General features: G+C 70.5%; 29 protein-coding genes. 21 read left to right on the top strand and 8 right to left on the bottom strand.

The genetic code is table 11. The features are described from left to right. Nucleotides 1–17: 17 nt before the first annotated feature. From AB0K35_RS05410 to pip, 9 genes are all read left to right on the top strand, one after another. Nucleotides 18–1,073, top strand: coding sequence for an ABC transporter ATP-binding protein (locus AB0K35_RS05410; protein ID WP_238668352.1), 1,056 nt, complete (start codon nt 18–20; stop codon nt 1,071–1,073). Next, nucleotides 1,070–2,071: a dipeptide ABC transporter ATP-binding protein gene (locus AB0K35_RS05405; RefSeq protein ID WP_238668265.1), complete on the top strand. Its 1,002-nt coding sequence runs from the start codon at nt 1,070–1,072 to the stop codon at nt 2,069–2,071. Before AB0K35_RS05410 ends, AB0K35_RS05405 begins: the two co-directional genes overlap by 4 nt. Further along, nucleotides 2,068–3,075, top strand: coding sequence for an ABC transporter permease (locus AB0K35_RS05400; RefSeq protein WP_238668264.1), 1,008 nt, complete (start codon nt 2,068–2,070; stop codon nt 3,073–3,075). The genes AB0K35_RS05405 and AB0K35_RS05400 overlap by 4 nt, the downstream gene beginning before the upstream one ends. A gap of 10 nt (nt 3,076–3,085) precedes the next feature. Continuing rightward, nucleotides 3,086–4,072, top strand: coding sequence for an ABC transporter permease (locus AB0K35_RS05395; RefSeq protein WP_238668263.1), 987 nt, complete (start codon nt 3,086–3,088; stop codon nt 4,070–4,072). 156 nt (nt 4,073–4,228) lie between these two features. Then, nucleotides 4,229–5,971, top strand: a complete 1,743-nt coding sequence (locus AB0K35_RS05390; RefSeq protein ID WP_363883920.1) for an ABC transporter substrate-binding protein — start codon at nt 4,229–4,231, stop codon at nt 5,969–5,971. A 177-nt stretch (nt 5,972–6,148) separates the two neighbouring features. Next, nucleotides 6,149–6,466: a metalloregulator ArsR/SmtB family transcription factor gene (locus tag AB0K35_RS05385; RefSeq protein WP_363883918.1), complete on the top strand. Its 318-nt coding sequence runs from the start codon at nt 6,149–6,151 to the stop codon at nt 6,464–6,466. Continuing rightward, nucleotides 6,463–6,990, top strand: a complete 528-nt coding sequence (locus tag AB0K35_RS05380; RefSeq protein WP_238668260.1) for an SRPBCC domain-containing protein — start codon at nt 6,463–6,465, stop codon at nt 6,988–6,990. The genes AB0K35_RS05385 and AB0K35_RS05380 overlap by 4 nt, the downstream gene beginning before the upstream one ends. Next, a complete protein-coding gene (locus tag AB0K35_RS05375) occupies nt 6,987–7,367 on the top strand; it encodes a VOC family protein (protein ID WP_238668259.1) in 381 nt (126 codons plus the stop codon). The genes AB0K35_RS05380 and AB0K35_RS05375 overlap by 4 nt, the downstream gene beginning before the upstream one ends. A gap of 149 nt (nt 7,368–7,516) precedes the next feature. Then, nucleotides 7,517–8,470, top strand: coding sequence for a prolyl aminopeptidase (gene pip, locus AB0K35_RS05370; RefSeq protein ID WP_238668258.1), 954 nt, complete (start codon nt 7,517–7,519; stop codon nt 8,468–8,470). Nucleotides 8,471–8,554: 84 nt separating this feature from the next. Here the strand turns inward: pip and AB0K35_RS05365 are convergent, their stop codons facing one another. Further along, nucleotides 8,555–9,298 (bottom strand): XRE family transcriptional regulator, encoded by a 744-nt coding sequence (locus AB0K35_RS05365; RefSeq protein ID WP_363883915.1) that lies wholly within the window; start codon nt 9,296–9,298, stop codon nt 8,555–8,557. A 218-nt stretch (nt 9,299–9,516) separates the two neighbouring features. Here AB0K35_RS05365 and AB0K35_RS05360 point away from each other — a divergent pair, with 218 nt between their 5' ends. The 3 genes from AB0K35_RS05360 (at nt 9,517) to AB0K35_RS05350 (ending at nt 12,150) form a co-directional block, all read left to right on the top strand. Beyond that, on the top strand, nt 9,517–10,686 hold the full coding sequence (locus tag AB0K35_RS05360; protein ID WP_363883913.1) for a helix-turn-helix transcriptional regulator: 1,170 nt from the start codon (nt 9,517–9,519) through the stop codon (nt 10,684–10,686). A gap of 134 nt (nt 10,687–10,820) precedes the next feature. After that, nucleotides 10,821–10,988: a hypothetical protein gene (locus AB0K35_RS05355; RefSeq protein ID WP_238668255.1), complete on the top strand. Its 168-nt coding sequence runs from the start codon at nt 10,821–10,823 to the stop codon at nt 10,986–10,988. Beyond that, a complete protein-coding gene (locus AB0K35_RS05350) occupies nt 10,978–12,150 on the top strand; it encodes a helix-turn-helix domain-containing protein (RefSeq protein ID WP_363883911.1) in 1,173 nt (390 codons plus the stop codon). The genes AB0K35_RS05355 and AB0K35_RS05350 overlap by 11 nt, the downstream gene beginning before the upstream one ends. A 22-nt stretch (nt 12,151–12,172) precedes the next feature. On the opposite strand, the gene AB0K35_RS05345 is transcribed toward AB0K35_RS05350, so the two are convergent. From AB0K35_RS05345 to AB0K35_RS05325, 5 genes are all read right to left on the bottom strand, one after another. Next, a complete protein-coding gene (locus tag AB0K35_RS05345) occupies nt 12,173–12,823 on the bottom strand; it encodes a response regulator transcription factor (RefSeq protein WP_238668253.1) in 651 nt (216 codons plus the stop codon). Further along, nucleotides 12,811–14,031, bottom strand: coding sequence for a sensor histidine kinase (locus AB0K35_RS05340; protein WP_238668252.1), 1,221 nt, complete (start codon nt 14,029–14,031; stop codon nt 12,811–12,813). Before AB0K35_RS05340 ends, AB0K35_RS05345 begins: the two co-directional genes overlap by 13 nt. Further along, nucleotides 14,028–15,368 (bottom strand): FtsX-like permease family protein, encoded by a 1,341-nt coding sequence (locus AB0K35_RS05335; RefSeq protein ID WP_238668251.1) that lies wholly within the window; start codon nt 15,366–15,368, stop codon nt 14,028–14,030. The genes AB0K35_RS05340 and AB0K35_RS05335 overlap by 4 nt, the downstream gene beginning before the upstream one ends. Further along, complete coding sequence (locus AB0K35_RS05330) at nt 15,365–16,102, bottom strand: ABC transporter ATP-binding protein (RefSeq protein WP_145789191.1); 738 nt, start codon at nt 16,100–16,102, stop codon at nt 15,365–15,367. Before AB0K35_RS05330 ends, AB0K35_RS05335 begins: the two co-directional genes overlap by 4 nt. A 142-nt stretch (nt 16,103–16,244) precedes the next feature. Next, nucleotides 16,245–17,147, bottom strand: coding sequence for an NADP-dependent oxidoreductase (locus AB0K35_RS05325; RefSeq protein WP_238668250.1), 903 nt, complete (start codon nt 17,145–17,147; stop codon nt 16,245–16,247). Nucleotides 17,148–17,253: 106 nt separating this feature from the next. Here AB0K35_RS05325 and AB0K35_RS05320 point away from each other — a divergent pair, with 106 nt between their 5' ends. Genes AB0K35_RS05320 through AB0K35_RS05310 form a run of 3 tightly spaced genes read left to right on the top strand, consistent with a single transcriptional unit; the run spans nt 17,254 to nt 19,134 of the window. Further along, complete coding sequence (locus AB0K35_RS05320; RefSeq protein ID WP_238668249.1) at nt 17,254–17,652, top strand: helix-turn-helix domain-containing protein; 399 nt, start codon at nt 17,254–17,256, stop codon at nt 17,650–17,652. A 54-nt stretch (nt 17,653–17,706) separates the two neighbouring features. Further along, nucleotides 17,707–18,627 (top strand): SDR family NAD(P)-dependent oxidoreductase, encoded by a 921-nt coding sequence (locus tag AB0K35_RS05315; RefSeq protein ID WP_238668248.1) that lies wholly within the window; start codon nt 17,707–17,709, stop codon nt 18,625–18,627. Nucleotides 18,628–18,636: 9 nt separating this feature from the next. Beyond that, entirely contained in the window at nt 18,637–19,134 is a 498-nt protein-coding gene (locus tag AB0K35_RS05310; protein WP_238668247.1) for a MerR family transcriptional regulator, read from the top strand. A gap of 5 nt (nt 19,135–19,139) precedes the next feature. On the opposite strand, the gene AB0K35_RS05305 is transcribed toward AB0K35_RS05310, so the two are convergent. Then, on the bottom strand, nt 19,140–21,284 hold the full coding sequence (locus AB0K35_RS05305) for a prolyl oligopeptidase family serine peptidase (protein ID WP_363883906.1): 2,145 nt from the start codon (nt 21,282–21,284) through the stop codon (nt 19,140–19,142). An 86-nt stretch (nt 21,285–21,370) separates the two neighbouring features. Between AB0K35_RS05305 and mshB the strand changes: the two genes are divergently transcribed. The 3 genes from mshB to AB0K35_RS05290 all read left to right on the top strand — a co-directional run bounded on the left by mshB (nt 21,371) and on the right by AB0K35_RS05290 (nt 23,329). Further along, nucleotides 21,371–22,297 (top strand): N-acetyl-1-D-myo-inositol-2-amino-2-deoxy-alpha-D-glucopyranoside deacetylase, encoded by a 927-nt coding sequence (mshB, locus tag AB0K35_RS05300; protein ID WP_363883904.1) that lies wholly within the window; start codon nt 21,371–21,373, stop codon nt 22,295–22,297. Nucleotides 22,298–22,314: 17 nt separating this feature from the next. Next, nucleotides 22,315–22,752, top strand: coding sequence for a hypothetical protein (locus AB0K35_RS05295; protein WP_238668244.1), 438 nt, complete (start codon nt 22,315–22,317; stop codon nt 22,750–22,752). Between the two features lie 112 nt (nt 22,753–22,864). Beyond that, a complete protein-coding gene (locus tag AB0K35_RS05290) occupies nt 22,865–23,329 on the top strand; it encodes a hypothetical protein (protein ID WP_238668243.1) in 465 nt (154 codons plus the stop codon). A gap of 84 nt (nt 23,330–23,413) precedes the next feature. Here the strand turns inward: AB0K35_RS05290 and AB0K35_RS05285 are convergent, their stop codons facing one another. Continuing rightward, nucleotides 23,414–24,391, bottom strand: coding sequence for a GNAT family N-acetyltransferase (locus tag AB0K35_RS05285; protein WP_238668242.1), 978 nt, complete (start codon nt 24,389–24,391; stop codon nt 23,414–23,416). A gap of 79 nt (nt 24,392–24,470) precedes the next feature. Here AB0K35_RS05285 and fdxA point away from each other — a divergent pair, with 79 nt between their 5' ends. Genes fdxA through AB0K35_RS05270 form a run of 3 tightly spaced genes read left to right on the top strand, consistent with a single transcriptional unit; the run spans nt 24,471 to nt 26,939 of the window. After that, nucleotides 24,471–24,797, top strand: coding sequence for a ferredoxin (gene fdxA, locus AB0K35_RS05280; RefSeq protein WP_167492961.1), 327 nt, complete (start codon nt 24,471–24,473; stop codon nt 24,795–24,797). Further along, nucleotides 24,794–25,897: a succinyldiaminopimelate transaminase gene (gene dapC / locus AB0K35_RS05275; protein ID WP_274525533.1), complete on the top strand. Its 1,104-nt coding sequence runs from the start codon at nt 24,794–24,796 to the stop codon at nt 25,895–25,897. Before fdxA ends, dapC begins: the two co-directional genes overlap by 4 nt. A gap of 22 nt (nt 25,898–25,919) precedes the next feature. After that, nucleotides 25,920–26,939, top strand: a complete 1,020-nt coding sequence (locus AB0K35_RS05270) for a prephenate dehydrogenase/arogenate dehydrogenase family protein (RefSeq protein ID WP_238668241.1) — start codon at nt 25,920–25,922, stop codon at nt 26,937–26,939. Nucleotides 26,940–26,948: the final 9 nt, after the last annotated feature.

The following is a 26,948-nucleotide window of genomic DNA, read 5'->3' as shown; positions in this document are numbered from 1 at the left end:
CGGACGACCGTCCCGCCGTGCCGGCGCAGCGCTCCGACCAGGACGCCTACCTGCGGGTGCATGATCTTCGGGTTCGGTTCGACACCGAGGACGGCGTGGTGCGCGCGGTCGACGGGGTGTCGTTCGCCGTCGAGCGGGGCCGCACCCTCGGCATCGTCGGTGAGTCCGGCTCCGGCAAGAGCGTGACCTCGCTGGCCATCCTCGGCCTGCACGACCCCAAGCGGACCACCATCACCGGGGAGATCTCGGTGGGTGGCCGGCAGGTGGTCGGCCTTCCAGACGAGGAGGTACGCCGGCTGCGCGGCCGGGACATGGCGATGATCTTCCAGGATCCACTGTCGGCGCTGCACCCGTACTACACGGTGGGCCGGCAGATCGCCGAGGCGTACCGGGTGCATCACCCGAAGGCCAACCGGCGCGAGGCCCGCCAGCGGGCGGTCGACATGCTGGACCGGGTCGGCATTCCGCAGCCGGCGCGTCGCTTCGACCAGTACCCGCACGAGTTCTCCGGCGGCATGCGCCAGCGGGCGATGATCGCGATGTCCCTGGTCAACGATCCGGCACTGCTGATCGCCGACGAGCCGACCACCGCGCTGGACGTCACCGTCCAGGCGCAGATCCTGGACCTGCTCGCCGACCTTCAGGCCGAGTTCCACTCCGCGATCATCCTGATCACCCATGACCTCGGCGTGGTCGGCCAGGTCGCCGACGACGTGCTGGTCATGTACGGCGGGCGGGCCGTCGAGCGGGGCAGCGTCGAGCAGGTGCTCCGGGCGCCGCAGCATCCGTACACCTGGGGGTTGCTCTCCAGCGTGCCGTCACTGCACGGCGACGCGGACGCGGACCTGCTGCCCATTCCCGGCAACCCGCCCAGCCTGATCAACCTGCCGCCGGGCTGCGCGTTCCACCCCCGCTGCCGGTACGCGGACCGCGCGGGCAGCCGCTCCCGCACCGAGGTGCCCGAGCTGCGAGCGGCCGGGGCCGACGGCCACCTGGTCGCCTGTCACCTGAGCGCTGAGGAGCGCGCGGCGTTCTACGCCGAGGACGTCGCATCCGTGGGGGTGGCCCGATGACCGATGAACCACTGCTGCGGGTACGCGGCCTGACCAAGCACTTCCCGGTACGCCAGGGGCTGCGCGCCACCGGTCTGGTGCGGGCGGTGGACGGGCTCGACTTCGACGTGCGCCCGGGTGAGACGCTCGGCCTGGTGGGGGAGTCGGGCTGCGGCAAGACCACCACCGGTCGGATGCTGGTGCGGCTGCTGGAGCCGACGAGCGGCAGCATCGAGTTCGACGGGCGGGACATCACCCACGCCGGCCGCCGGGAGCTGCGCCCGCTGCGCCAGGAACTTCAGATCATCTTCCAGGACCCGTACGCCTCGCTGAACCCTCGGCACACAGTGGGCCGGATCGTGGCGATGCCGCTACAGGTCAACGGGATCAAGCCGCCGGGGGGGATCAAGGCCCGGGTGCAGGAGTTGCTGGAACTGGTCGGGTTGAACCCGGAGCACTACAACCGGTACCCGCACGAGTTCTCCGGCGGTCAACGTCAGCGCATCGGCATCGCCCGCGCGCTGGCCCTTCGGCCCAAGCTGATCGTCGCCGACGAGCCGGTCTCCGCGCTGGACGTCTCGATCCAGGCGCAGGTGGTCAACCTGCTGCGCAACCTGCAACGGGAGCTGGGCCTGGCGTTCGTGTTCATCGCGCACGACCTGGCGGTGATCCGGCACTTCAGCCAGCGGGTCGCGGTCATGTACCTGGGTCGGATCGTGGAGATCGGCGACCGGGCGGACATCTACGAACGACCCCAGCACCCGTACACCCGGGCGTTGCTCTCGGCGATCCCGGACGTCACCCAGCTCGGCCCGGCGGGCCGGATCCGGCTGACCGGTGACGTGCCCACTCCGCTCGACCCGCCCTCGGGCTGCCGGTTCCGTACCCGTTGCTGGAAGGCGCAGGACATCTGCGCCACCGAGGAGCCGGCGCTGGTGCCGCGCGACGGTGGTCGGCAGGCCACGGCGTGTCACTTCCCCGAGGTGGCGGCTCCGATCTTCGAGGAGGTGCCGTCGTGAGCCTGTCCCCGGTGGAGGGTGTGGCGCTGGCCGAGATCGAGTCCGACCCGGACGCGACCATGCCCGCCGCGAAGGGCGTCGTCGGCCGCTCACCCGGTCAGCTCGCCTGGATGCGACTGCGTCGCGACCGGACGGCAGTGGTCAGCGGCGTACTCCTGGTGTTCTTCCTGTTGTTGGGGTTGGCCGCCCCGCTGATCGAGATGGCCTACGGGATCGGGCCGCGGGAGCAGTTCCAGAACCTGCTGGACGGTTTCGGCATGCCGCTGGGCTACGCCGGCGGTGTCACCGGGGACCACTGGTTCGGTCTGGAGCCGAACCTGGGTCGGGACATCTTCATCCGGTTGATCTACGGCTTGCGGACGTCACTGTTCATCGCGTTCGCGGCGGCGCTGATAACCGCGACGATCGGGGTCGTGCTGGGCGCGCTCGCCGGCTACCTCGGCGGCTGGCTCGACGCGGTGATCAACTGGATCACCGATCTGACCCTGGCCATGCCCTTCCTGATCATCGCGCTGGCGCTCACCCCGACCATCACGCTGCGCTTCTACGGTGAGCGGGGGCAGGTGTCGTCCGCCTTCGGGGTGGGCGTGCTGATCGCCGTCTTCGCCATCTTCGGCTGGACCAGCACGGCCCGGCTGGTTCGCGGGCAGGTGATCGCACTGCGCGAGCGGGAGTTCGTGGAGGCGGCCAGGGCCAGTGGGGCCGGGCTGGGGCACATGCTCTTCCGGCAGCTGCTGCCCAACATCTGGGCGCCGATCCTGGTGTCGTTCTCCCTGGCGGTGCCGCAGTTCATCACCAGCGAGGCCGCGCTGTCATTCATCGGTGTCGGTCTCAGCGATGAGACCCCGAGCTTCGGCCGGATGATCTACGACAGTCTGGACTTCCTCCAGACCGACCCGGCGTACGTGTTCTTCCCGGGCATCACGATCTTCGCGCTGGTGTTCGCCTTCAACCTCTTCGGCGACGCGTTGCGGGACGCGCTCGACCCGAAGTCGTCCCGGTAGGGGTGGACTCATGTCACGGTTTCTGATCAAGCGGCTGTTCTCCGCCACGCTGACCCTGTTCGCGGTGAGCGTGTTGACCTTCCTGATGTTCTTCGCTCTGCCGCGTGACCCGGTCAGCAGCATCTGCTCGAAGAACTGCAACCCCGAGCGGCTGGAGCGGGTCCGCGACGACCTGGGTCTGAACGACCCGCTGATCAGCCAGTACGCCGGTTACATGAAGGGAATCGTGACCGGTCGTGACCTGGGCAGCGCCCAGGGCGGCCGGTGCGACGCGCCCTGCCTGGGCTGGTCGTACGTCACCAACGAGGCGGTCTCGGACACCATCGCCCGGGTGCTGCCGGTGACGTTGAGCATCGTGATCCCGGCGGCGATCCTCTGGTTGCTGCTCGGGGTCGGCCTCGGAATGGTGTCCGCGTTGCGGCGAGGCACCTGGCTGGACCGCCTGGCGATCGGCTTCTCGCTGACCGGGGCCTCGTTGCAGCTCTACTTCGTGGGCGCGGTGCTGCTGTTGGTGTTCGTCTACAACCTGCGGCTGTTGCCGGTGCCCAGCTACACGTCCCTCTTCGACAATCCGGCGAAGTGGGCCAGTGGGCTGGTGCTCGCCTGGGTGGCGCTGGCCTTCCTCTTCTCGGCGATCTACGCCCGGTTGTCCCGGGCGCAGATGTTGGAAACGCTGTCGGAGGACTTCGTCCGGACCGCGCGGGCCAAGGGCCTGGCCAAACCCACTGTGTACGGAAGGCACGCGCTGCGTGCGGCGATCACTCCGGTGGTGACCATCGCCGGCCTGGATGTGGGCGGGGCGCTCGGCGGCACGGTGATCACCGAGACGACGTTCGGCATCCAGGGCTTGGGGCGTACGGCGGTGGACGCGGTGCGCTCGGGTGATCTGCCCACCATCATGGCCACCGTGCTGATCGCCGCGGTCTTCGTGGTGTTGGCGAACGTGCTGGTGGACCTGCTCTACGCGGCCATCGACCCGCGGGTGCGGCTGCGCTGACCTGTCGATGTCCAGCGTGTGGCTGGTGGCTGGGCTGTGGCGGAAGTTATCGACAACTGTTACACAACTCGAAGGTTTTCTTCCTTACGATCCTCGGGACGTCGGCGGTTCTCGCCCCGACGAAATCGCACGGCACATGGGTGAAGGGGGTACTTCATGAGACCACGCGTGGTGGCTGCCGCAGGCGGCGCGATCGCTCTGGTTGTGGCATTGGGTGCGTGCTCGAAGAACACGGGCGAGGGCACCACCGTGAACACCGAGCGGCAGCAGACCGGGGTCATCGCGACCGACCCCAAGGACTCGCAGGGCCCGGCCGCCGAGGTGAGTGGGGCGCAGAAGGGCGGCACCTTCACCATCATCCGGGAGTCGCCGATCTCCCACCTCGACCCGCAGCGGACGTACTCGTTCGCCGGTCTGATGGCCAACCCGCTCTTCGCCCGCTATCTGACCACCTGGAAGGACGACGGCAAGGGCGGCCTGGTCCTGGTGGGTGACCTGGCCGAGACGCCGGGCAAGAACGTCAACAACGACTGCAAGGTCTGGGAATTCACCGTCAAGGACGGGGTGAAGTTCGAGGACGGCCGACCGATCACCTCCAAGGAGATCGCGTACGGCATCGCCCGGTCCTTCGACCCGGACCTCTCCGGTGGCCCGACCTACATCCAGGAGTGGCTGGCCGACACCCCGCAATTCGACACCAAGTGGGACTTCAAGAAGAACAAGACGTCGCTGCCGCCGGGCCTCAGCACGCCGGACGCGAAGACGCTGCGCTTCGAGTTCGCCAAGCCCCGCTGTGACCTGCCGTTCGCGGTCTCGCTGCCGACCACCGCGCCACTGCCCGCCGACAAGGACACCGGCGTCGACCTGGACAAGCAACCGTTCTCGTCCGGCCCGTACAAGATCGCCAAGAACCAGGTCGGCGTGTCGATCACCCTGGACCGCAACCCCAACTGGGACCCGAAGACCGACGCCGTCCGGCACCAGTACCCGGACCAGTTCGTGTGGACCTTCGGCCCGACCGCGGACGCCGCCAGCAACCGGGTGATCGCCGACAACGGCGCCGACCAGAGCGCGCTCGCCTTCAACACCGTGCCGGCCTCGCTGGTCGCCAAGGTCGCCGGGGACGCCGCGCTCAAGTCGCGGACGATCCTCTCCCCGACCCCGAGTGCCAACCAGCTCGTCATCAACAACCAGCGGGTCACCGACCTGAAGGTCCGGCAGGCGCTCAACTACGCCGTCGACCGCGAGGGCATGATCAAGGCGCTCGGCGGCCAAACCGTCGCCGCGCCGCTGACCACGCTGATGCCGCCGGCCACCATCGGCTACAAGGCGTACGAGGCGTACCCGGCCGGCCCCAACGGCAACGTCGACAAGGCCAAGGAACTGCTCGGCGGCAAGACGCCGGAGCTGGTCCTCGGTGTCGCCGACAACTCCACCGAGCAGCAGCAGGGCGCGCAGCTCAAGGCCAACCTGGAGCGCGCCGGCTTCAAGATCACGCTGCGGAACATCTCGGACGACGCGAAGCTCGACGAGATCAAGAAGAAGGACAACCCCTGGGACCTGTACATCGGTAACTGGGCGGCGGACTGGCCGAGCGGGGCCTCGATCCTGCCGGTGCTCTACGACGGTCGCACCATCAAGGCCGAGGGCAACAGCAACCAGTCCTACTTCAACGACCCGGCGGTCAACGCCGAGATGGACCGCATCCTCGCGCTGGCCCCGGCCGAACAGGGCCCGGAGTGGGCCAAGCTCGACGAGCGGATCATGAAGGAGCACGCGCCGGTGGTGCCGTTCTACGTCGACGTGGCCTACAACGTGCACGGTTCCAAGGCCGGCGGGATCTTCATCTCCAGCGTCTTCGGCTACCCGTCGTTCGTGAACGCGCACGTCAAGCCGTAAGGCACACCGCAAGCCAGAAGGGCCCCCTCCCGACAACGTCGTCGGGAGGGGGCCCTTCTGTTCCTGCCGATCCACTGCGACCTTCAGCACGGCGTGGAGTGAGCACCGGGCAGAACTCGCACCCACAGATCGAACGTAACCTTGTGGGTACGTAACCGAGCGGTTACATTCGTGGTCATGGACGCCGTGTTGCACGCGCTGGCAGACGAGAGCCGGCGCACGGTTCTCGATATTCTCCGCGACCGCCCGGCGAGTGCAGGAGAGCTGGCCGAGGTTCTCCCGATCGCTCGCCCGGGCGTGTCCCGGCATCTCCGCGTGCTGCGGGAAGCCGGGCTTGTCGACGTACGCCAGGACGCGCAGCGCCGGATCTACACACTCCGCCCGGAGGCGCTCGTCGAGGTCGACGAGTGGCTGGGGGAGTACCGCCGGCTCTGGGAGAACCGGCTCGACGCTCTTCACACCGAGATCGCACGAGGAAAGAGGGCGCAACGATGACCACGATCGCGACGATGCGAACGCTCGACGAGACCCGCGGAGCAGTCCGGGTCGAGAACCTCTATGACACGGACATCGGCGACCTCTGGCAGGCGTGTACGACACCCGAGCGGCTGGCCCGCTGGATGGCCCGGGTCGATGGCGACATGCGGGTCGGCAGCACGATCCAGGCCGTCTTCACGAGCAGCTGGACCGGTCCGGCGCGCATCGAGGTGTGCGATGCGCCCCACCACCTGCTGCTGACGACGAAGCCGGGTACGGACGACGAGGGGCAGATCGAGGCGTGGCTGACCGAGGAGGGCTCCAAGACCCGGCTGGTGGTCGAGGAGCGCGGTCTGCCGATAGGGCATCTCCCGTTTCACGCCTCTGGTTGGCGGGTCCACCTTGATGATCTCGGTCGGTCGCTGGAGGTCGACGGCCCGGTCCATCCGGAGGGCTGGAGCTCCGATGTCAGAGCGCGCGGATGGGAGGAACGCTGGGAAGAGCTCACGCCGGCATACCAACAGATGGAGATTGTTCGATGACGGACCTGATCAGGCTCAGCTTGACGACTGTCAATGCGCCCGACGCAATCGCGCTCGCGCGGTTCTACGCCGAGATCACCGGCGGGGTGGCGAAGGGTGACGAGTCCTGGGCGCTTGTAGAAGGGCCGAACGGTGACATCGGGTTCCAGCAGATCGACGACTACCGGCCACCCACCTGGCCGGATGGCGAGGTGGGGATGCAGATGCACCTCGAGTTCCTCGTCGACGACCTGGAGGCGACCGGAGCGCGTGTGCTGGCGGCCGGCGCTACCCGATTCGAGCATCAGCCCAACGCGGACCACTGCTTCGTCTACGCCGACCCGGCCGGGCATCCGTTCTGCCTGTCCACGTGGGGGACCCCGAGAGTCGGCGACTGACTCAGCTCGTTCGGGCACCTGTTGGTCAGGCGCGGACCAACGTGCCGGTCCCGGAACGGGCCGAGCGTGGATTCGGGCGTGTCAGGCGATGACGAGACCGCGCGGTATGGAGAGGGCGTATCCACTATGAAATTCCGCGGGGTTGAATGATGGACTGGTATCCGCCCGTCGAGCCGTACGACTCCGGGATGCTCGACGTCGGCCACGGCAATGAGCTCTACTGGGAACTGTGCGGAAATCCCGACGGCAAACCCGCGGTGTTCCTGCACGGCGGTCCCGGCGGTGGCCTGCTCCCGGACAATCGGCGGTACTTCGACCCGTCCGGTTACCGGGTCGTGCTGTTCGACCAGCGAAACTGCGGTCGTAGCCGGCCCTTCGCGGGCGACCCGAAGACGTCACTGGAACACAACACCACCCCGCACCTGGTGGCGGACATCGAGCGGCTACGCGAGCACTTGGGGATCGAGCGTTGGCTCGTCTTCGGCGGCAGCTGGGGCAGCACCCTCGGCCTGGCCTACGCCCAGGCCCATGCCGAGCGGGTCACCGAACTCGTGCTCCGCGGCCTGTGGCTGGTTCGCAGGTCGGACGAGGCATGGTCGTTCACCCCGGCGGGTGCGGCGCACCTGTTTCCCGCCGAGTGGGCGGCCTTCTGTGCCGCGATCCCCGTGACGGAACAGGACGACCTTGTCGCCGCCTATGGCCGCCGCATTTCCGACCCCGATCCCGCGGTCCACGGCCCGGCGGCCCGCGCCTGGATGAGCTGGGAGCTCTCGGCCAACACCCTGCTGCCGATGACGCCGCCCGTCATCGACGACACCAGCCTGCTGGCGTTCGCCCGCATCACACACCACTACATCAGCAACGGCGGCTTCCTCCCGCCGGAAGGTCTCCTGGCGGGCGTCGACCGCATTCGACACATCCCGACGGTCATCGTGAACGGCCGTTACGACATCAAGACGCCGCCGAACCAGGCCTGGGACCTGCATCGGGTCTGGCCTGAGGCGAAGTTCCACATCGTGGAGGACGCCGGCCACAGCGGCTCCGAACCTGGCACCCGCAGCCTGCTCATCGAAGCCACCAACCAGTTCCTCGCGCCGATGTGATCTTGAGCCGACGTAATAGCCTGTTGAGGGCGAATCCGTACTACGCCATCCGCAAAGCCAACTGCGGATCAGTCGGCGAAACTTCTACTCGGGCGAGGTGTTGTACTGGTCGAGTGTCGCCTTGAACGTGGACGCATCCCGGAATGTCAGCTCCCAGGGGCCTGTGTTGACGTCCATGTCCTTGCCGAACCCGACCCATTTCCCGGCCATCCGCCGGCCGGTGGGCTCCACCAGTAGCTGGATTGCGCCGTGGTACCGGGCTCCCCGGTAGTAGCCAGCGGGATCGGTCTGCTCCACCCAGGTGCCGGTGACCACGGCACCGTCCACGGTGAGATCCATTGACAGCGACGATGCCGCCGAACCGGGCAGACTGCGCACGGTCAGTCGGTCGCCGTGCTGGAGCACGACCACGAAGTGCTGCCCGGCGAATGATTCTCCCCGGCCGCTGGAGTGGTATTGGTAGCGGCTGAGCCAGACGCCCTCGTACGACGCGTGGACCGCGAGTGGCTTGGGCGTTGGCGTGGCCAGGCTGGACATGGGCGAGGTCAGGTCGTGGCCGCCGTGCTGGTCATCGACGACCTGGCCATTGGGTATCGCGGCGAAGCCGAGCAGCGAGACCGGCAGGCCGGTGACGACCTCCAGGGCGCGGGCGTACACGGGCCGCGGTGCGGCGATCGCGCCGGACTCCCAGCGCTGGACGAGTCTCTTGTTGGCGTCGTTGGGCTCGCCGACGCGGCGGCCGGCGGCCTGGAGCGCGCGGGCGAAGTCGTCCTGGCGCATGCGCATCCCCGTGTGGACCATGCGCAGAGCGGTGTTCGGGGCACTCATATCAGCAACGATAGCGTTGGGTCACCCCAATGCCACCCTGAGTGCACCCGAAGGTGTCACGCCGGTGCAGTGAGTGATGAGAAGCCACGCAGATGTCCTTGCGGCGGCGACAACGGGAGCGTCCAATCAGCATGACGCCGTGTTTGCTCGACGCACTGTCCGTAGCAGTAGTTCGCCGATCCGGTCTGAGCTGTCCTGCCTTCGATTAGGGGCCTCTCGTGTCGCAGGTCGATCCACGCTTCGGTGCCCAACTTCGCGCACTGCGGACCAGCAAAGGACTGTCTCTGCGGGCGCTCGGTCAGCTCGCCCATCGGGGCAAGAGCCACCTGCACGATCTGGAGACCGGGGCGAAGGCCCCCACCCCTGACACGGCTCGGCACCTCGACGAAGTGTTGCGAGCCGACGGGGCGCTCGTCCGTCTGGTGGACCAGCCCGTCGACCACGACGCCGAGGCCGGTGAGCTGCTGGCTCGGGTACGGGCCAGCGATGTCAGCGCCGAGACGCTCGTGCGGATCGAGGCCGGAGTAGACGACCTGGCGAGCGCGTACGCGCTCTCGCGGCCGTTCGAGCTACTTCCGAGGGTGCGTCGGCAGTTGGCATATGTGGAACGGCTGCTCGATGGGCGTGGCACTTTGGCGCAGCGCCGGCGGCTCGTCATTGCCGGTGGCTGGCTGACGGTGCTGCGGGCGACGGTGCACATCGATCTGCTGCAACAGCCTGCCGCAGGCGCTCATCTGCGTACGGCCATGGCTCTTGCCGAGCATGCGGAGCATCCGGAGATCCAGGCGTGGTGTCTGGAGACGCAGGCGTGGGACTGGCTCACCCGGGGTGACTGCCGGCGGGCGATGAACCTTTCGCGGCAGGCGCAGCGGGTCGCGCCTCAGGGTAGTTCCGCGTACATCCAGGCGACCGCCCAGGAAGCGCGGGTGTGGGCGCGCTTCGGTGATGTGCGGGGGACGCGTGATGCGCTGGATCGTCTGGAACTGTTGACAGCGAACTTGCCGGTGCCCGAGCGGGCCGAGCACCACTACCGGTACGACCCGACGAAGGCGTTGGCGTACACGGCGACCACGCTGTCGTGGGTGGGCGACCCGGCCGCCGAGCAGATGGCCCGGACTGCCTTGGCGGAATTGGACCCGCGCGGCGATGGTGGGGAGCGGCCACGGCGCTCCGCTTCCGCCCGTCTGGATCTCGCGATGGCACTGGTGGCCGGCGACCAGCCGGATGAGGCGAGTGTCGTCGCCGCCGATGCGGTCCGCTCGGGGCGAGTGGTGTCCTCGAACTGGTGGCGGGCGCGGGAAGTGCTCCGAAAGGTCGAGGGCACCGGGACGGCGGAAGCGGCCGCGTTCCGTGAGGTCTACGAGGCGTACCGGCCCGTGGCCCGATAGCGGACGGCACGCGCGACCAGCGGACACCCGCTAGCTTTCTGTCACTCACCGTTCACCAGATGCTGAGTGAGGGCGGGATCAGTACGAACAGGTCGCCAAGGCGAGACCACCTGCCCCTGTCAGCGGAGGTGGGAATGAGCGGCAAGGACGACGCCGGCACGCCGTACACGGGCGAGCAGATCGACGCGGCCGAACGGGACGAAGCCAAACGCCGGTTGCTCGCGCAGGCCGAGGCCGAACGGATACCGGTGCAGGAGACGACTCGGGCGGTGCCGGATCGGCGGTGGCGGGGTGAGCCGTGATCCGGTGCCGATCGGCCGACGGGTCGCGTACCTGCGGGTGCGGCGGAGGTTGTCGCAGCAGTCGTTCGCGGATCGGTTGGGGAAGTCAAAGAGCTGGGTGGACAAGGTCGAGCGTGGGGTCCGTTCCCTGGAGCGGGTGTCGACCATCCGGGAGATCGCAGCGGTGCTGCGGGTCGATCCCGCAGCCCTGCTTGGCCGTGATGTCCAGCCCGCCGGGGTTGTCGAGCGTCGCGAGGGCGTCGCGCGGATTCGGGCGGCGCTGTCGGCGTACCCAATGGCTTTTGGTCGTCTGGCGGACCGTGACGTGATGTCGCCCGATCGGTTGGCTCGGGAGGTGCGTCATGCATGGATGACCTTCCAGCACGCCCGGTACCCGCGTCTGATCGAGCTGCTGCCCACTGTGGTGACCGAGGTGCGTCGCGCCCACGCGCAGGACCCGGAGGCCGGACGGGCGGCGGTGGTCGAGGCGTATCGGGTGACGGCGGCGCTCCTGGTCAAGCTGGACGAGGGGAGCCTCGCCTGGTTGGCGGCTGATCGGGCGATGTCCGCCGCCGCTGGTGACCGGGTCTTGTTGGCCTGCGCGGCGGTGCAGCTTGGCCAGGTGTTGCGGGCATCGGCTCGTGCAGGGCCGGTGATGCTCGCCGCCGCTTCCCAGATCGCTTCGGGCACGCCGGAGGAGATGTCGCTACGGGGATCGCTGCTCGTGCAGGCCGCGCTGATCGCGGCCAGGGCCGGTGATGATCGGATGTTCGGTGAGCTGTTGGGCGAGGCCGCCGAGTTGGCCGCTCAGGTGGGCGACGGTCAGGACCATTACCGGACGGCGTTCGGGCCGACTGCCGTCGAACTGGCATGGGTCGCTGCCGCCGTGGAACTGGGCGACGGGCCCCAGGCGGTCGCCCGGCACGAGAAGGCGATCGGGCGGGACGGGTGGCGGTGGCTGCCGGTCGAGCACCGCGCCGCGCACCTGATCGATGCGGCGCGCGCATACCTCCACACGGATGACCTCGCCAACGCGGCGCGGGTCCTGTTGCGGGCCGAGCGCATGGCGCCCGCTGAGGTCCGCGACCGGCCAGCCGTGCGGGACGTGGTCGCCCAGGTCGCCCGCGACCCGGGTGCCCCACCGACGATCACGCAGCTCGCCATCGGCCTCGGGGTGCTGTGAGTCGACAAACCGCTGGGGCGCCTCAGCGCGCCGCGTTCAGGTAGCGCAGCACGGCGAGCACTCGCCGGTGGTCGGTCCGCGCCTGGGGTAGGTCCAGCTTGGTGAAGATGGCTGTCACGTGCTTCTCCACGCTGCGTGCGGCGAGGTGCAGCGACTCGCAGATGGCAGCGTTGGACCGGCCCTCGGCCAGCATCCCCAGGACCTCTCGTTCCCGCTCGCTGAGGCGGGCGACGCCCGCGTCCACCGCCGGGGCCGCCAGCAACTGCCGCACCACCTCCGGGTCCAGTGCTGTCCCGCCGTCGGCCACCCTGCGCAGCGCGTCGACGAAGTCGTCGGTGCTGACGATGCGGTCCTTCAACAGGTACCCGACCCGCCCGGGGTGCTCGGCGATCAGTTGTCGCGCGTACCGGGTCTCCACCCACTGTGAGAAGACCAGCACGCTGATCTCCGGGTACGTCGCCCGGATCGCCAGTGCCGCCCGCAGGCCTTCGTCGGTGAAGGTCGGTGGCATCCGCACGTCGACCACCGCCGCGTCCGGCCGATGCTCGCCGATCGCCGCCAGCAGGTCGTCTCCGTTGTCCACAGTCGACACCACTGTGATGCCGTGATCCGTCAGCAACAATCTGATCCCGTCGCGCAGCAACGGGTTGTCCTCGGCGATCACCACTCGCACGGCAGCTCCACTGTGATAGTCGTCGGCCCGCCGGGCGGGCTGTCCACCCGCAGCGCGCCGTCCAGCGACTCGGCCCGCCGGGCCAGCCCTGCCAGACCCGTACCCTTGCTCCCCGGCGCTGCCCCGCCGCGCCCGTCGTCGGTGACGGTCAGGCGGAGCACGCCACCCAGCGCCCGAAGGTCCAGCCGGATCCGGCTGGATCCGGCGTGCTTCGCCACGTTGGTGAGCAGTTCGGCGGCGCTGAAATAGAGCGCGGACTCCATGTCGGGCGTTGGCCGCCGGGGCAGGTGCACGTTTACGTCGACGGGCACCGCGCTGCGCGCGGCCAGCGTCTCGATAGCGGTGCCCAGGCCGGCGTCCAGCGCGGGCGGGTGAATGCCCCGCACGATGTCCCGCAGCTCGGTAAGCGCCTCCACCACCGCGCCCTGGGCCTGCGCCACCATCGTCCGCAGCTCCGGTTCGCCGGCTCGCCGCTCGATGCGCGACAGCGCCACGCCCAGCGCGACCAGCCGGGCCTGGGTGCCGTCGTGCAGGTCCCGCTCCACCCGCCGCAGCAGCGCCGCCGCGTCCGCCCGCAACGCGTCCCGGCTGGCTTCCAACGCCGCTATCCGGGCTCGCTCCGGGCCCGGCTCCAGCAGCGCCCCCACCAACCGCCGGTCCAGCCACACGATGAGCCTGAAGTACCACGGAAACACCAGCAGCGCGGCCAACCCCTGCGCGGCCAGACCCCAGGGACCGCCCCACGGCGGATCCTGCGGAAACCAGTGCATCCACACGGGATAGGTGATCCCTAGCAGCCCTCCGACGATGAGGACCCCGCCGAGGTAGCCGGCCGCTGCCATCAGCGGCAGCCGGGCGAAGCAGTACGCGAGGGCCTTCCAACCGCTGGCGTCGGTCAGCACCGCAGCGGCCCAACGCACCGGGCCCGACCCGCCGCGGCGTACGGGCGGCGGGTTCGGCCAACTCCAGCCGAGGAAGAGCCGGGCCGGCCCACGGAAGTACCGCACTGTCAGCCGGGCCAGCACCAGCACACCGGTCAGGAGCGGCAGCCCGATCGTCAGCAGCGACAGCGCGGAGAACACCAACCCCAGCAGCGCGAGCGCGAACGTCGGCACGGCCAGCACCGCGCCGGTGACCGCGTATCCGACCTCACGCCAGGTACGGGCGGCCAGCGGCGCGCGCAGGACCGTGCCGACGACCGATCTCACGGGTCCACCGCCAGCGACTCGACCGCCGGGCGGCGCATCGCGACCACCGCCGGCACCACGGTGCCCAGCAGGACCAGACCGATCACCGCGGCCAGGCCGACGATCAGCTGCCCGCTCGGCAGGTACGGCATCCACGTGCCCAGCATGCCGTGCAGCATCGGCACCACTGTGACCATCGCGACCACCGTACCCACCGCCATCGCTGTCACCGTCACCGTCAGGGCTTCGCAGACGACCACGGCCAGCGCCCGCATCCTGCTCGCGCCGACCAGCCGGGTCACCGCAAGCTCCCGGCGCCGGGCCAACAACACGGTCACCAGCGTGTTCACAGCGGCTACCGCGGCGAAGGCCACGTAGACGGCAGTGCCGGAGTACTCCGTCCACACCTGCGCCGGTGGGTCGGGCACTGCGCGCACATGTACGGACGTGGTGTGCGTGACCACCTTCACCATGGCGAACGCGATTGCCAGAACCAGCGGTACCAGGGCACCGGACAGCGCCTTGGATCGCACCGCGAGATTGTCCGCGGCCAGCGCCCCGGTGCCCCCGAACAGTCGCGCCAGCGGTGCGACCAGCCGCAGCAGTACCGGGCCGAGGAAGCCGGCCCCGACGCACATCGCCAGCATCGTGAAGAAGCTCGACCCGTCGGCCTTGGCCGGGTCGCCCTTCGCGATCAGGATCGACAGCACCACGCCGCCAGCCACCAGTACCACCCCGATCGCGGTACGCACGAAGCTGACCTGACGCCGCGCGACGGCCGTCTCGGTCAGTGCGGCGGCGGGGCGTACTCGCGCCGGGCGCACCGCCGCGACCAGCGCACCAACCAGCGACGCCCCGACGGTGATGCCCAACGCGGCGGGCAACGCCGCGGCCGAACTGTGGAACGTCACGCCGGGCGGAATCACCCCGTGCCCCGTGAGCCCCGCCAACCAGGTGTGGGCGAGCAGGGCGCCGAGCGGCACCCCGAGCACTGTCGCCGGCACTGCCACCGCAGCGGCCTGGACAGCCACCGCGCGGCGCACCAGCGCGGGAGTGGCACCGATCGCCCGCACCAGCGCGATGTCCCGACCCTGCCGGGCGATCGACGACGTCATGGTCAACCCAACGATCAACGTGGTCAGGTACACCGACACCACCACGAACAGCACCGCCATCTCGGGGATCCCGCTATCGGTCAGCGCCTGCCGCGCGGCCGGGTCCAACCGCGCGTCGGATATCGAGGAACTGGCGCCGAGCGCTCCGGACACCAGCGCGGCGGCCAGGCACTGCGTGACGAATGGTCCAGCGAAGGCCCACGGCTGCTTGCGCAACGCCTGCCTGGTCAGCCCCGCGTTCACCGGGCCACCACCGGGTCAGACACGGTGGCGGCCAGCCGCTGCGCGATGCTCGTCGGATCGGGCGTCGGGCCGTCCGCCACCACCTCGCCGTCGCGCAGCAGGATGAGCCTGTCGCTCCACGCCGCTGCCATCGGGTCGTGGGTGACCATCACCACAGTCACCCCGGCCCGGTCCACCCCGTTGCGAAACAACTGCAGAACCTGCCCACCGGTCGTCGGGTCCAACGCCCCGGTCGGCTCATCCGCGAACACCACGGCGGGACGGCCAGCCAACGCACGGGCAATGGCGACCCGCTGACGCTGGCCACCGGACAACTCACCGACCGAACGGCCAGCAAGCCCGGACAGCCCGACCTCGGCCAGCACCTCGTCGAGCGGACGCGGACGCGGACCACCCAACCGACGGGGCAGCAGCACGTTCTGCCGCACCGTCAGCTCGGACAGCAGGTTGTACGACTGGAAGACGAAACCCACCCGGTCGCGGCGCAGCCGGGTCAGGGCGCCTTCGCGCATCCGCGTGACGTCCCGGCCGACCAGCCGCACCCGGCCTGACGTCGGCCGGTCCAGCCCGGCCGCGCACTGCAACAGCGTGCTCTTGCCCGATCCGGTGGCGCCCATCACCGCCACGAACGTGCCGGCCGCCACCGCGACTGAGACGGTGCGAAGAGCGGCGACCGGCCGGCGGCGCGAGCCGTAGCTGCGGGTCACCCCGTCGAGTTCCACCACGTTGTCCATGCGTTCCAGCCTCGGCGGCGGCGGGGGCACGGACATCCGGGTGGCCCGCACGGTGTGGGTGCGGTTATCCGTACCGTCCCGTGAGTCTGTCCACGACGCCCACCACGCGATCTCAACCGGCGTGAGATGCAAGAGGCGCTGATCAGGGAACGATCACCACGCCGCCGCGCACGCCGCCCTGGGCCAGCCGCTCGTGGGCGGCCGCCGCGTCGGCGAAGGGGTACACGTCGGCGATCCGGAGCGGGATGTCGCCGCTGGTGACGAGTTTGACCAGTTCGCCCAGCCGGGTTCCGTCCGGTAGCACCTCCAGCGCGACGGACCGGATCCCGCGCACCGGCTCCGGGCGAAGCGGGGGTGACGCGGCCACGTAGCCGCCGCCGTCCCGAACGAGGTCCAGCAGCGAGGAGCCGATCACCGCCAGGTCGACGACCGCGTCGAACGTCCCCGTCGGATCGTCGTCGCGCGACAGGAACGCCGCGCCCAGCGACTCGACGAACTCGCTGTCGTCGGCCCCGGCCAGTCCGGTGGCGTGCAGACCGGCCGCCCGGGCCAGCGCCAGGACGAACCCACCGACCTGCCCGGCGGCGCCGGTGACGAGCACCGTCGAACCTGCCGGGAGCGCGAGCAGGTCGAGTGCCTGGGCGGCGGCGAGGCCATTGGTCGGCAGGGTCGCCGCCTCGGTGGCGGGGACGCCGGCGGGCGCGGAGGTCAGCCAGGCGGCGTCGAGGACCACGTACTCGGCGTGGGCGCCGACAGTGGTCTGCAGCCAGGGCGAGAAGCCGATGACCTCGTCGCCGATCGTGAACTCGTCGACCGACGGGCCGACCGCGTCGACGCTGCCGGCAACGTCCCAACCGGGCGTGTACGGCAGACCGGTCGGCAGCGGAGCCGGGAACCGACCGGAGCGGACCATCAGATCAACCGGATGGACAACCGAGGCCGCGACCCGCACCCGCACCTGCCCGGGCCCCGGCTCGGGCACCGGCGCCTCGGCCACGTGCAGGACCTCCGGCCCTCCGAACTCTGCATAGCTGACTGCGCGCATCGCCGTCTCCTTCGTGGGATTTCGTGATCACCACGACCGTACGAATCAGAGGCACTGTGAGAAAGTAGGTACCTTAAAGTGCCTAGGGCACCAAGGAGGCAAGAGGATGGCGACGTCGACCGCAGCGCAACGCCGCGAACAGGCCAAACGCGACTACGACGCGTTCCTGGAGCAGTGCCCGACCCGTGAGCTGCTGAGCAGGCTCACCGACAAGTGGGTCGCCCTGGTGATCCCAGCGCTCGTCAACGGCCCGCAGCGGCACGGCGAACTCGCCCAGCGCATCGCCGGCGTCAGCCAGAAAATGCTCACCCAGACCCTGCGCACCCTGGAGCGCGACGGCCTGGTCACCCGCACTGTCACCGCCTCGGTGCCGGTCCGCGTCGACTACGAGCTCACCCCACTCGGCCATGAGCTGTTCCCGGTCATGATCGCGATCAAGAACTGGGCGGAGACGCACATGGACCGCGTTTTCGATGCCCGGACCCAATACGACGCACGCCCCTGAGTGCATCGACCAGAGCGGCCATCAGACGCTGCCCCTCAAGGCCGACCAGAGGGTTTGCGTCGCGGCGGGCTCGCGTTTGCGTTCGCGCGCGCTCAAAGCCATAGCTTTGCCGCCATGACGACACAGACCTGGATCATCACCGGTGCGTCCCGCGGTTTCGGGCGAGCACTGGCGGAGTCGGCGCTCGCTGCGGGCGATCAGGTGGTGGCGGCGGTGCGCCGGCCGGACAGCGTGGCCGACCTGGCGGCCAGATACCCCGACAACGTTCTGGTCGCGAACTTCGACGCCCGGGACACCGCTGCGTCGGCGTCGCTCGTGCGGGCCACCCTCGACCGCTTCGGTCAGCTTGACGTTCTCGTCAACAACGCGGGCCGGGCCGTGGTCGGAGCGGTCGAGGAGGTCAGCGACGCGCAGCTGCGCGAATTGATGGATCTGCACCTGTTCGGTCCGGCCGCGCTCGTGCGGGCGGCGTTGCCCGCGATGCGTAGCCGGGGCGCCGGGATGATCGTGCAGATGAGCAGCCAGGGCGGGAGGATGGCGTTTCCCGGCGTATCGGCCTACTCCGCGTCGAAGTTCGCCCTCGAAGGCTGGTCCGAGGCGCTGGCCGGGGAGGTCGCACCGTTCGGGATCCGCGTGATGATCATTGAACCGAGCCGGTTCCGGACCGACTTCAACGCCGCCGACGTACTCGAATTCACTGAGGCGTCCGAAACGTACAGTGATCTGCTCGCCGCCGTCCGCGCGGACATGGCCGGGACCGACGGCCGCCAGGAAGGTGACCCAACACGGGCGGCCGAGATCATCGTGTCCCTCGCACACAGCAACGAGGTGCCGCTGCGTCTGCCGCTCGGGCGCGAAGCGGTCGAGCGCATCTCGGGCGCGTACCGGCGTGGTCTGGACGAGGTCGAGCGGTGGGCCGAGACTGCCCGCAGCGCCGACTTCGACGGCGTCCCGGCGTCGGTCCGGCCGATCTAGGGTGATGTCGTGGCCACCGACGATCTGATGACCAGGGCCTTGGAAATGGTCGGGGATGACGGCCCGCTGTCGGTCGAGGTGATCCACAGCCTCACCGACCTGGCCGACGTCCACGAGTCGATGACGATCGCCGAGGTCGCCGACCTCCTCGACATCACGCCTCACACGCTGCGCTACTACGAGCGGGCCGGGCTGGTCGAGGTGGCCCGTGACAGCCAGGGTCATCGCGTCTACGACGCCGCAGCGGTGCGGCGCCTGGTGTTCCTCACCAGGATGCGGCTGTCCGGGATGCCGATGCGCGACCTGCAGCACTACATTGCGCTCGTGGACGCCGGGCAGGACACGGTGCCCGAGCGGCTCGACATGCTGCTTGAACATCGCGACATCATCCGTCGCCGGATTCGTGAGCTGACCCTCTCCCTCGCGGCGACCGAATACAAGATCGCCACGTATGGCGGCTCGACCGGACCGGACGTTGCGGCCCTCGACACTGCCGCCGACCTGTAGGCCCCCTACAGCAGGTGGGTGCGGAGGAAGTCCAGCTCCAGAGGCAGCAGACGCTCGGCGGTGCCGTTCGCGGCCAGATGGGTGGCCCCGGTCAGCGGCAGCACGGCGTGCGGGCGGCCGGCGCTCAGCAGGGCTGCGGAGAGCCGGAGCGTGTGCGCGGCCACCACGTTGTCGTCGGCCATGCCGTGCACCAGCAGCAACGGGCGGGCCTGGTCCGGGCCGGTGACCGGTTCGGCGGCCATCTCGACGAGCGAGTGGTGCGCGTAGATGTCCTGGCCGTCCTCCGGCAACCCCAGATAACGCTCGGTGTACGCAGTGTCGTACAGCGCCCAGTCGGTCACCGGGGCGCCCGCGATCCCGCAGCGGAACAGCTCCGGGTGGCGCAGCACCGCCAAGCCGGCCAGCCACCCGCCGAACGACCAACCGCGCACCCCGACCCGCCCCAGGTCCAGGTCCGGGTGCTTGCCGGCGAGCGCGGTGAGCGCGTCGATCTGGTCGGTCAGGATCACGTCGGCGACCCGCCGGTGGATCGCCTTCTCGAACGACGGCGCCACTCCCGGCGTACCCCGGTTGTCGATGGTGACCACCGCGAACCCGGCGTCGGCCCACCACTGCCGCTCCAACCACGCGGCCCGCGCCGCCACCACCTCCTGGTGCCCCGGGCCGCCGTAGATGTCCAGCAGCACCGGCAGCCGCCGGCCCGTCACGTGGTTGTCCGGGTAGAGCACCGCCGCCGGCAGCCGCCGGTCGGTCACCCGTTCCAGCAGCGGCAGAGGGGAATACGGCGGGGCGGCGGCGAACGAACGCAGCTCGGCGATCTCCTGATCGCCGCGGCGGACAGTCCAGCGCACCCCGGCGTGGTCCAGCGACGCGCCGCCGACGGCCAGCACGTCCCCGCCCACGGCGGCGGTGTACCAGCCGGAGTCGGTGGTGAGGCGGCGGGCGTCCACCCCACCGCCGATGGTGGTGCGGACCCGGAACAGGTGCCGCTCGCTCGGCTCGCCGTCGCTCGCCTCCACCAGCAGGTCGGCCGGGCCGGCGGCGGCCGGCAGCCGACCCACCACCCGTCGTACGTACAGCGACGGCGGGGTGAGCAGGGTGCCGTCCGCGAAGAGGCACCGGGCGTCGTACCCGTCGTGGGCCAACTCCCCACCGACAAGCACCCGGCCGTCCGGCAGGTGCGCGGGGGTGCCGGCGATCGGCTCGACCCAGCGCGGATCGGCCAGCTCGGCGTGCACCTGCGTCTCACCGGTGCGCGGGTCCACCGCCAGCACCAGCCCGTGCTGCTGCGAGCGGCGCAGCACGGTGATCAACGGACTGCCCTCACCCCAGCTGACCCCGGTCAGGTACGGGTAGGTCTCCCGGTCCCAGTGCACGTCGACCCAACCGTCGTCCAGGTCCAGCAGGTGCAGGCTGACCTCAGCGTTCGGGCCACCGGCCCGGGGGTACGCGACGGCGGTCGGGGGGCTCGCCGGCTCGGCCGGGTCGTGCAGGTGCCACCGCTCCAGGCGGGACTCGTCGACCCGGGCGGCGAGCACCGAGCGGCCGTCGGGCGCCCACCAGTACCCCCGGTACCGGCCGAACTCCTCCGCCGCGATGTGCTCGGCCAACCCCCAGCTCACCCCGGCGTCCTCGCCGGCCAGCAGGGTGTCGGTGCCGTCCGGGTCGATCACCCGCAGTTCACCCCGGCGCACGCCCTCGGCCGCGTCCGTCACGTACGCCAGCCGCTGCCCGGTCGGGTCGGGACGTGGGTCCAGCACCGGGCCGACGGCCGCCACCTCCACCACGTCGCCGTGCACCAGATCGGCTCGGAACAACCGCCCGGCCAGCGCGAACACCGCAACCCGACCGGCCGCGTCCAACGCGTACGAGCCGATGCCGGCGGCGCTGAGCCGCAGTCGCTCGCGTAGCGCGCGTTCGCCGGGGGAGAGGGAGCGGACATCCCCGCCTTCGCCCAGCAGGGTCGCCGGATCGGCGACCAGCCGCTCCTCGCCGGTGCCCACGTCCAGCAACCAGAGCGCGTCCGCCGGGTCCTCGGGGCCGGCGGAGCGCAGGAAGATCACCCGGGAGCCGTCCTCAGCCACCGAGACAGCGCGTGGCGCGCCGTGGCTGAACCGGCGGGTGCGGGCGGCCAGCTCCGGAAAGTCCACAGCCCAAATCGTAGAGCGGGAGCGGGGGTGATGTGGCCGACCTGGGCGGACGCGTCAGCGTTGGCCGGGCCGAACTGCCAGTTAGAGTGACCGTCGTGACGATGCTGCCCGACCGCCGCCTGCTGCTGGTCCACGCGCACCCCGACGACGAGTCGATCGGCACCGGCTCGACGATGGCCCACTACGCCGCCGACGGCGCGCACGTCACGCTGGTGACCTGCACACTCGGCGAGGAGGGCGAGATCCACGTGCCCGCGCTGGCGCAGCTCGCCGCCGCCGAGGCCGACCAGCTCGGCGGGTACCGCGTGGCCGAGCTGGCCGCCGCGTGCGCCGCGCTCGGCGTCAGCGACCACCGCTTCCTCGGCGGCGCTGGCCGCTACCGTGACTCCGGGATGATGGGGCTCGCGACCAACGAGCACCCCAGGGCTTTCTGGCAGGCCGACCTCGACGAGGCCGCCGGGCACCTCGTGGAGATCATGCGAGAGGTACGCCCGCAGGTGCTCGTCACGTACGACCCGAACGGCTTCTACGGCCACCCCGACCACATCCAGGCGCACCGGGTGGCCATGCGTGCCGTCGAGTTGGCCACCGCCGAGGGCTGCGCCCCGCTCAAGGTCTACTGGACGGCCATGCCGCTCAGCGTCCTGGAGGCCGGCATGACGCATTTCGCCGAGTCGTCCGACAACCCGTTCGGCGGCATCGAGGACATCGCCGACCTGCCCTTCGGCACCCCGGACGCCCAGATCGCCGCCCGGATCGACGGCACCGACCAGCACACTGCCAAGGAGGCCGCGATGCGGGCACACGCCACCCAGATCCCGGCCAACTCGTGGCTCTACTCGATCGCCGGCAACTTCGGTGGCGAGTTCATGGGCGTGGAGTTCTTCACCCTCGCGGTCGGTGCGAAGGGTCCGGGCACCGGGCCGTACGGCTGGGAGGACGACCTCTTCGCCGGCCTGCCCGCGGAGACCGCCCCGGACCGGTCCCCGGTCGCGGCGGCGGGTCTCCGGTGACAGTGCCGGCCGCACAGATGACGGTCGTGGAGGACCAGGAAGCCCCGCCCCCGGCGGGGCCGCCGCCGCGACTGCTGGATCTGGGCGTCCGGCTGGTCGGTGGGATCGTCGTGGTCCTCGCCGGTGTGCTGACCGGCGTACTGGAGCTGCTGCTCGCCACGCTCCGCGTCGGCGGGCAACTGGTCGGCGTGTCGGTGCTCCTCGCCATCGGCGCCAACATCCTGCTGAGCTGGTTCGCGTACGAGGCGGTGGGCCGTCGCTGGGCGGTGGCGCTGCCGGCGGTGCCGTGGTTCGCGCTGATGGCGGTCGCCGCCATCCGGACCAACGAGGGGGACCTGTTGCTGGCCGGCGACAACTGGGTCGGGCTGGCCATGATCGTGGCCGGCGCGATGACCTTCGCGGTGATGGGCTTCCGGCAGATTCTCGCGCCGCAGCCGGCCATGCTGGACGGCTGACGCCGGGCCGGTTCTGGTTGCTGCCGGGTGATGACGGCTCCCAGGTAAGGGTGGTAGATATTCCTGCCAGGGATGCGAGCCCGCGACGGGCGTACGGCAGGAGGGTCCGGCGATGGACAAGCGGTGGCGTGACCTCGGGGTGCTCGTAGCGGCGCTGTTCGCGGTCAACGTGGTCGCCCGACTGATCACCCGGTTCGGTTTCGACGGTGACGACACCGCCGCCGACCGGGTGTCGCTGACGATGTTCACGGTGATCGGCCTGATCCTCGCCGTGGTCGCCTTCCGCTGGGGCCGACGCCGGCCGCTGGCGGGCTGGGCCGCCGACATGGCCCTCGTGGTGCCGGTGGCGCTGCTGCTGACAGTGCTGGTCGGGCCGCTGCTGGTCGGTGACAACCCGTTCGCCGGTGGCGCGGCGACGTTCTTCGCCCAGATCTGGCTCTACCTGCTCGCGACTGGTGCCGGGTTGCTGATCGGCTATCTGGTGCTCACCGCGCTCGGCCGTGACTACCGCTCTCAGCAGCTCAAGCGGTACGCCGAGGTCAAGGCCGCCAAGCCCCGCCGAGTCGTCCGCCGCTGACCACCGCTCTTGATCGACTCGGCTTCCTTGAAGTCGGGGGGTCCCGGGCGTCCGGATGCCGCGACTTCCTGAAAGCCGAGTGGATCAAGCTGTGTTCGGGGCTACCCGGGTCAGGTAGGTGTGGTGGGTGACGAGGCCGAGTCGCTGGTAGAGCGCGACAGCCGCCGCGTTGCGCTGCTCGACCTGGAGGAACGCGTGCGTCGCGCCGCCCGCCACCCCCCAGTTGGCCAGCTCGTGGATCACGCGGCGGGCCAACCCATGGCGGCGGGCCGCCGGCAGGACCTCGATCAGGCTGAGGCCCAACCAGCGTCCCTGGCCGGTCACAGTGCCACGGCCGATGGCCACCAGGGCGTTGTCGGCGTACACGTGGGCGAAGCGAACCTGGTCCACGGCGGTGAGGACGTGCCGGGCGGCGTCCGGCAGGCCGCCCTTACGGCCGGCGGCGATGGCCAGCCACTCGTCGCTCGGCGCGGTGGCCAGCTCGACGACAGCGCTGCCCCACCCGTCGGCCTGGCCGCTGGCGGGCGTCGACGCCGGTAGGGGCAGCGGCGCGGTCTGCACCAGCGTCGGCGGACGGGTGCCCCAGCCACGGGCGTCCAGCTCGGCGCCGACCGGTGCGGCGAGCGGCAGCGGCGTGTTGATCAACGCGGGTTGGCCCAGGTCGGCGTACCAGCGCTCCACCGCGTCGACAGCGGCGGCCAGTGGTCGGTCCGGGTCGCCGATCGGCAGCGCGGAGTTGGCGCGCCCGGTCCAGCCCTCGGCCGACCGGAGCAGCCAGTCACCGAGTAGGCCCCGGGTCGGCGCCGGCCAGGCCTCGTCGGCGGCCCGCTCCAGCGCCACGACCGCCGCGGCGGTCGGCCGCCGGGTCGGCGGAACGCGCTTGGCGCGGTGGACCTGCGCCACCGGTACCCGGAGCGGCCCCTGGGCGGTGGCCAGAGTGAGATGAGTCTCGCTCAGCTCGACCAGCTCGCCGAGGGCATCGGAAAATAGTGGGCGGCCCTCGCGAATCCCCACAATCCGGCGGACCACGATCCGGTGTCCCACATCCTGCTGTCGGAGCACGATCGACCCCCTCCCCGGCGAGATACTAGGCTCTTAGCGTCGCGGGAGATCGCGGCGAGTCTTGCGGAGGAGAAGACCGGTGACCTACATCATCGCCGAGCCGTGCGTAGATGTGCTCGACAAGGCATGCATCGAGGAGTGCCCGGTCGACTGCATTTACGAGGGCAATCGGATGCTCTACATCCACCCCGACGAGTGCGTCGACTGTGGTGCCTGTGAGCCCGTCTGCCCCGTGGAGGCGATCTTCTACGAGGACGACGTCCCGGAGCAGTGGAAGGACTACACCGGCGCGAACTACGAGTTCTTCGAGGACCTGGGCTCGCCCGGTGGCGCCTCGAAGGTCGGCAAGGTGGAGAAGGACGCCACCTTCGTCGCCGCGCAGCCGCCGCGCGGCGAGGGCAACTGAACCGGCCCGCGCCGGTCTCGTCGCGGCTGCCCGAGTTCACCTGGGACACCCTGGACGCCGCGGCCACGTTGGCCGCGGCGCATCCGGAGGGCCTGATCAACCTCTCCATGGGTACGCCGGTCGACCCGGTGCCCGAGGTGATCCGGCGGGCGTTGGCTGACGCGTCCGATGCTCCCGGTTACCCGCTGACCGCCGGCACCCCGGCGTTGCGGGCCGCCATCGCGGCGTGGGTGTCCCGAGCCTGCGGCGCTGGCGTCGACGGTCTCGGTGTGCTGCCGACCATCGGCTCGAAGGAGCTGGTGGCCTGGCTGCCCACGCTGCTCGGCATCGGCCCGGGTGACGTGGTGGTGGTGCCGTCGATCGCGTACCCCACCTATGAGGACGGGGCCCGGCTGGCCGGTGCCACAGTCGTTCGTACCGACTCGCTCACGGCGGTCGGGCCGACCTCGCGGGTTCGGTTGGTCTGGGTCAACTCGCCAGGCAACCCGACCGGCCGGGTGCTGCCCGCGGCGCACCTGCGCAAGGTGGTCGACTGGGCCCGCGAGCGTGGCGCGGTGGTCGCCAGTGACGAGTGCTACCTGCCCCTGGGCTGGTCGGCCGACCCGGTTTCGGTGCTGTCTCCGCAGGTCAGCGGGGGTAGCTACGCCGGGGTGCTGGCCGTGCACTCGCTCTCCAAGCGGTCCAACCTCGCCGGCTACCGGGCCGGCTTCGTCGCCGGAGACCCGGCGCTCGTCGCGGAGCTGCTCAAGGTCCGCAAGCATGCCGGCATGATCGTGCCCGCGCCGGTGCAGGCGGCAATGGTGGCCGCGCTGGAGGACGAGCGACACGCCGAGGAGCAGCGGGAGCGTTACCGGGCCCGGCGGGAGGTGCTCACCGCGGCGTTCACCGGTGCCGGGTTCACCGTCGAGCACTCCGAGGCGGGCCTGTACCTCTGGCTGACCAGGGGTGAGGACTGCTGGCAGACCGTCGACTGGCTGGCCCGACGCGGCATCCTGGTCGCCGCCGGCGTCTTCTACGGCCCGACGGCCGGGCAGCATGTCCGGGTCGCGCTGACCGAGTCCGACGAGCACATCGCCGGCGTCGCGGCGCGCCTCACCTGATCGCGGATCCGGGCGGTCGAGCATGGTGGACAGGCCAGGTGCGCGGGTACGGGCGGCGGTCGTCGGCACCGGTCTGATCGGTGGCTCGGTGCTGCTCCGGATGGCCGCCGCCGGCATCGACGTGGTCGGGTGGGACCCGGACGAGGCCACCCGGCGGGAGACTCGCCGGGTGGGCGTACCCGCTCCGGACGACCTGGTCGAGGCGGTGACCGATCGGGACGTGGTCTTCCTGTGCGGGCCGTTGCCCACCCTGCCGGCGACGCTGGTCGAGGTGGCGGCGATGACCGGCGAGCGTTGTGTGCTCACCGACGTCGGTAGCACCAAGGAGCAGGTGGCGGCGTTCGCCGCCGCGCAGGGGCTGACGCACCGGTTCGTGCCCGGCCACCCGATGGCGGGCACCGACCGGGCTGGCCTGACGGCCGCGCGCCCGGACCTGCTCACCGGCGCGGCCTGGGTGCTCTGTCCGGCACCCGGCCCGGGCACCACCGCGTTCCGTTGGCTGGCCGAGCTGCTGGTGGAGGTCTTCGAGGCCCGGGTGGTGCCGATGTCCGCCACGGAGCACGACTCGGCCGCCGCGCTCGCCTCCCACGTGCCGCACCTGCTCGCCGGCGCGCTGGCCGGCGCCGTGCAACGCGCACCGCTGCGCGACGCGATCCTCGCGCTCGCCGCCGGCAGCTTCTCCGACGGCACCCGGGTCGCCGGAACCCCTGCCGACCGTACCGCCAACATGCTGCTCGGCAACCGGGACCGGGTGCTGCGTGAGCTGGCCGAGGTCACCGCGTTCCTGGACGACCTGACCGTCGCGCTGCGCGCCGATGACGCGTCGGCGCTCACTGCACGCTACGACGAGGCGAGGGCCTCCCGGGTGGCGCTGCGCGACCGGCGGTTCGACGCGGACGACAGGCAGTTCCCGGCCGGTGGTGACCACGTCGCAGAGGTGTCCTGGTTGCGCGAGCTGGGGGTGGCCGGCGGCTACCTGACCGCCCTGCGCGCCGACGCGAACACTGTTTCCTACGCGGCGCGTCGCCCCATCGCTGACTAGGCTGAGGGG

This window comes from Micromonospora sp. NPDC053740 (assembly GCF_040677775.1).
GTDB lineage: Bacteria > Actinomycetota > Actinomycetes > Mycobacteriales > Micromonosporaceae > Micromonospora > Micromonospora alfalfae.
The sequence above is the reverse complement of the archived record's forward strand: the minus strand, read 5'-3'. Positions and strand labels throughout refer to the sequence as shown.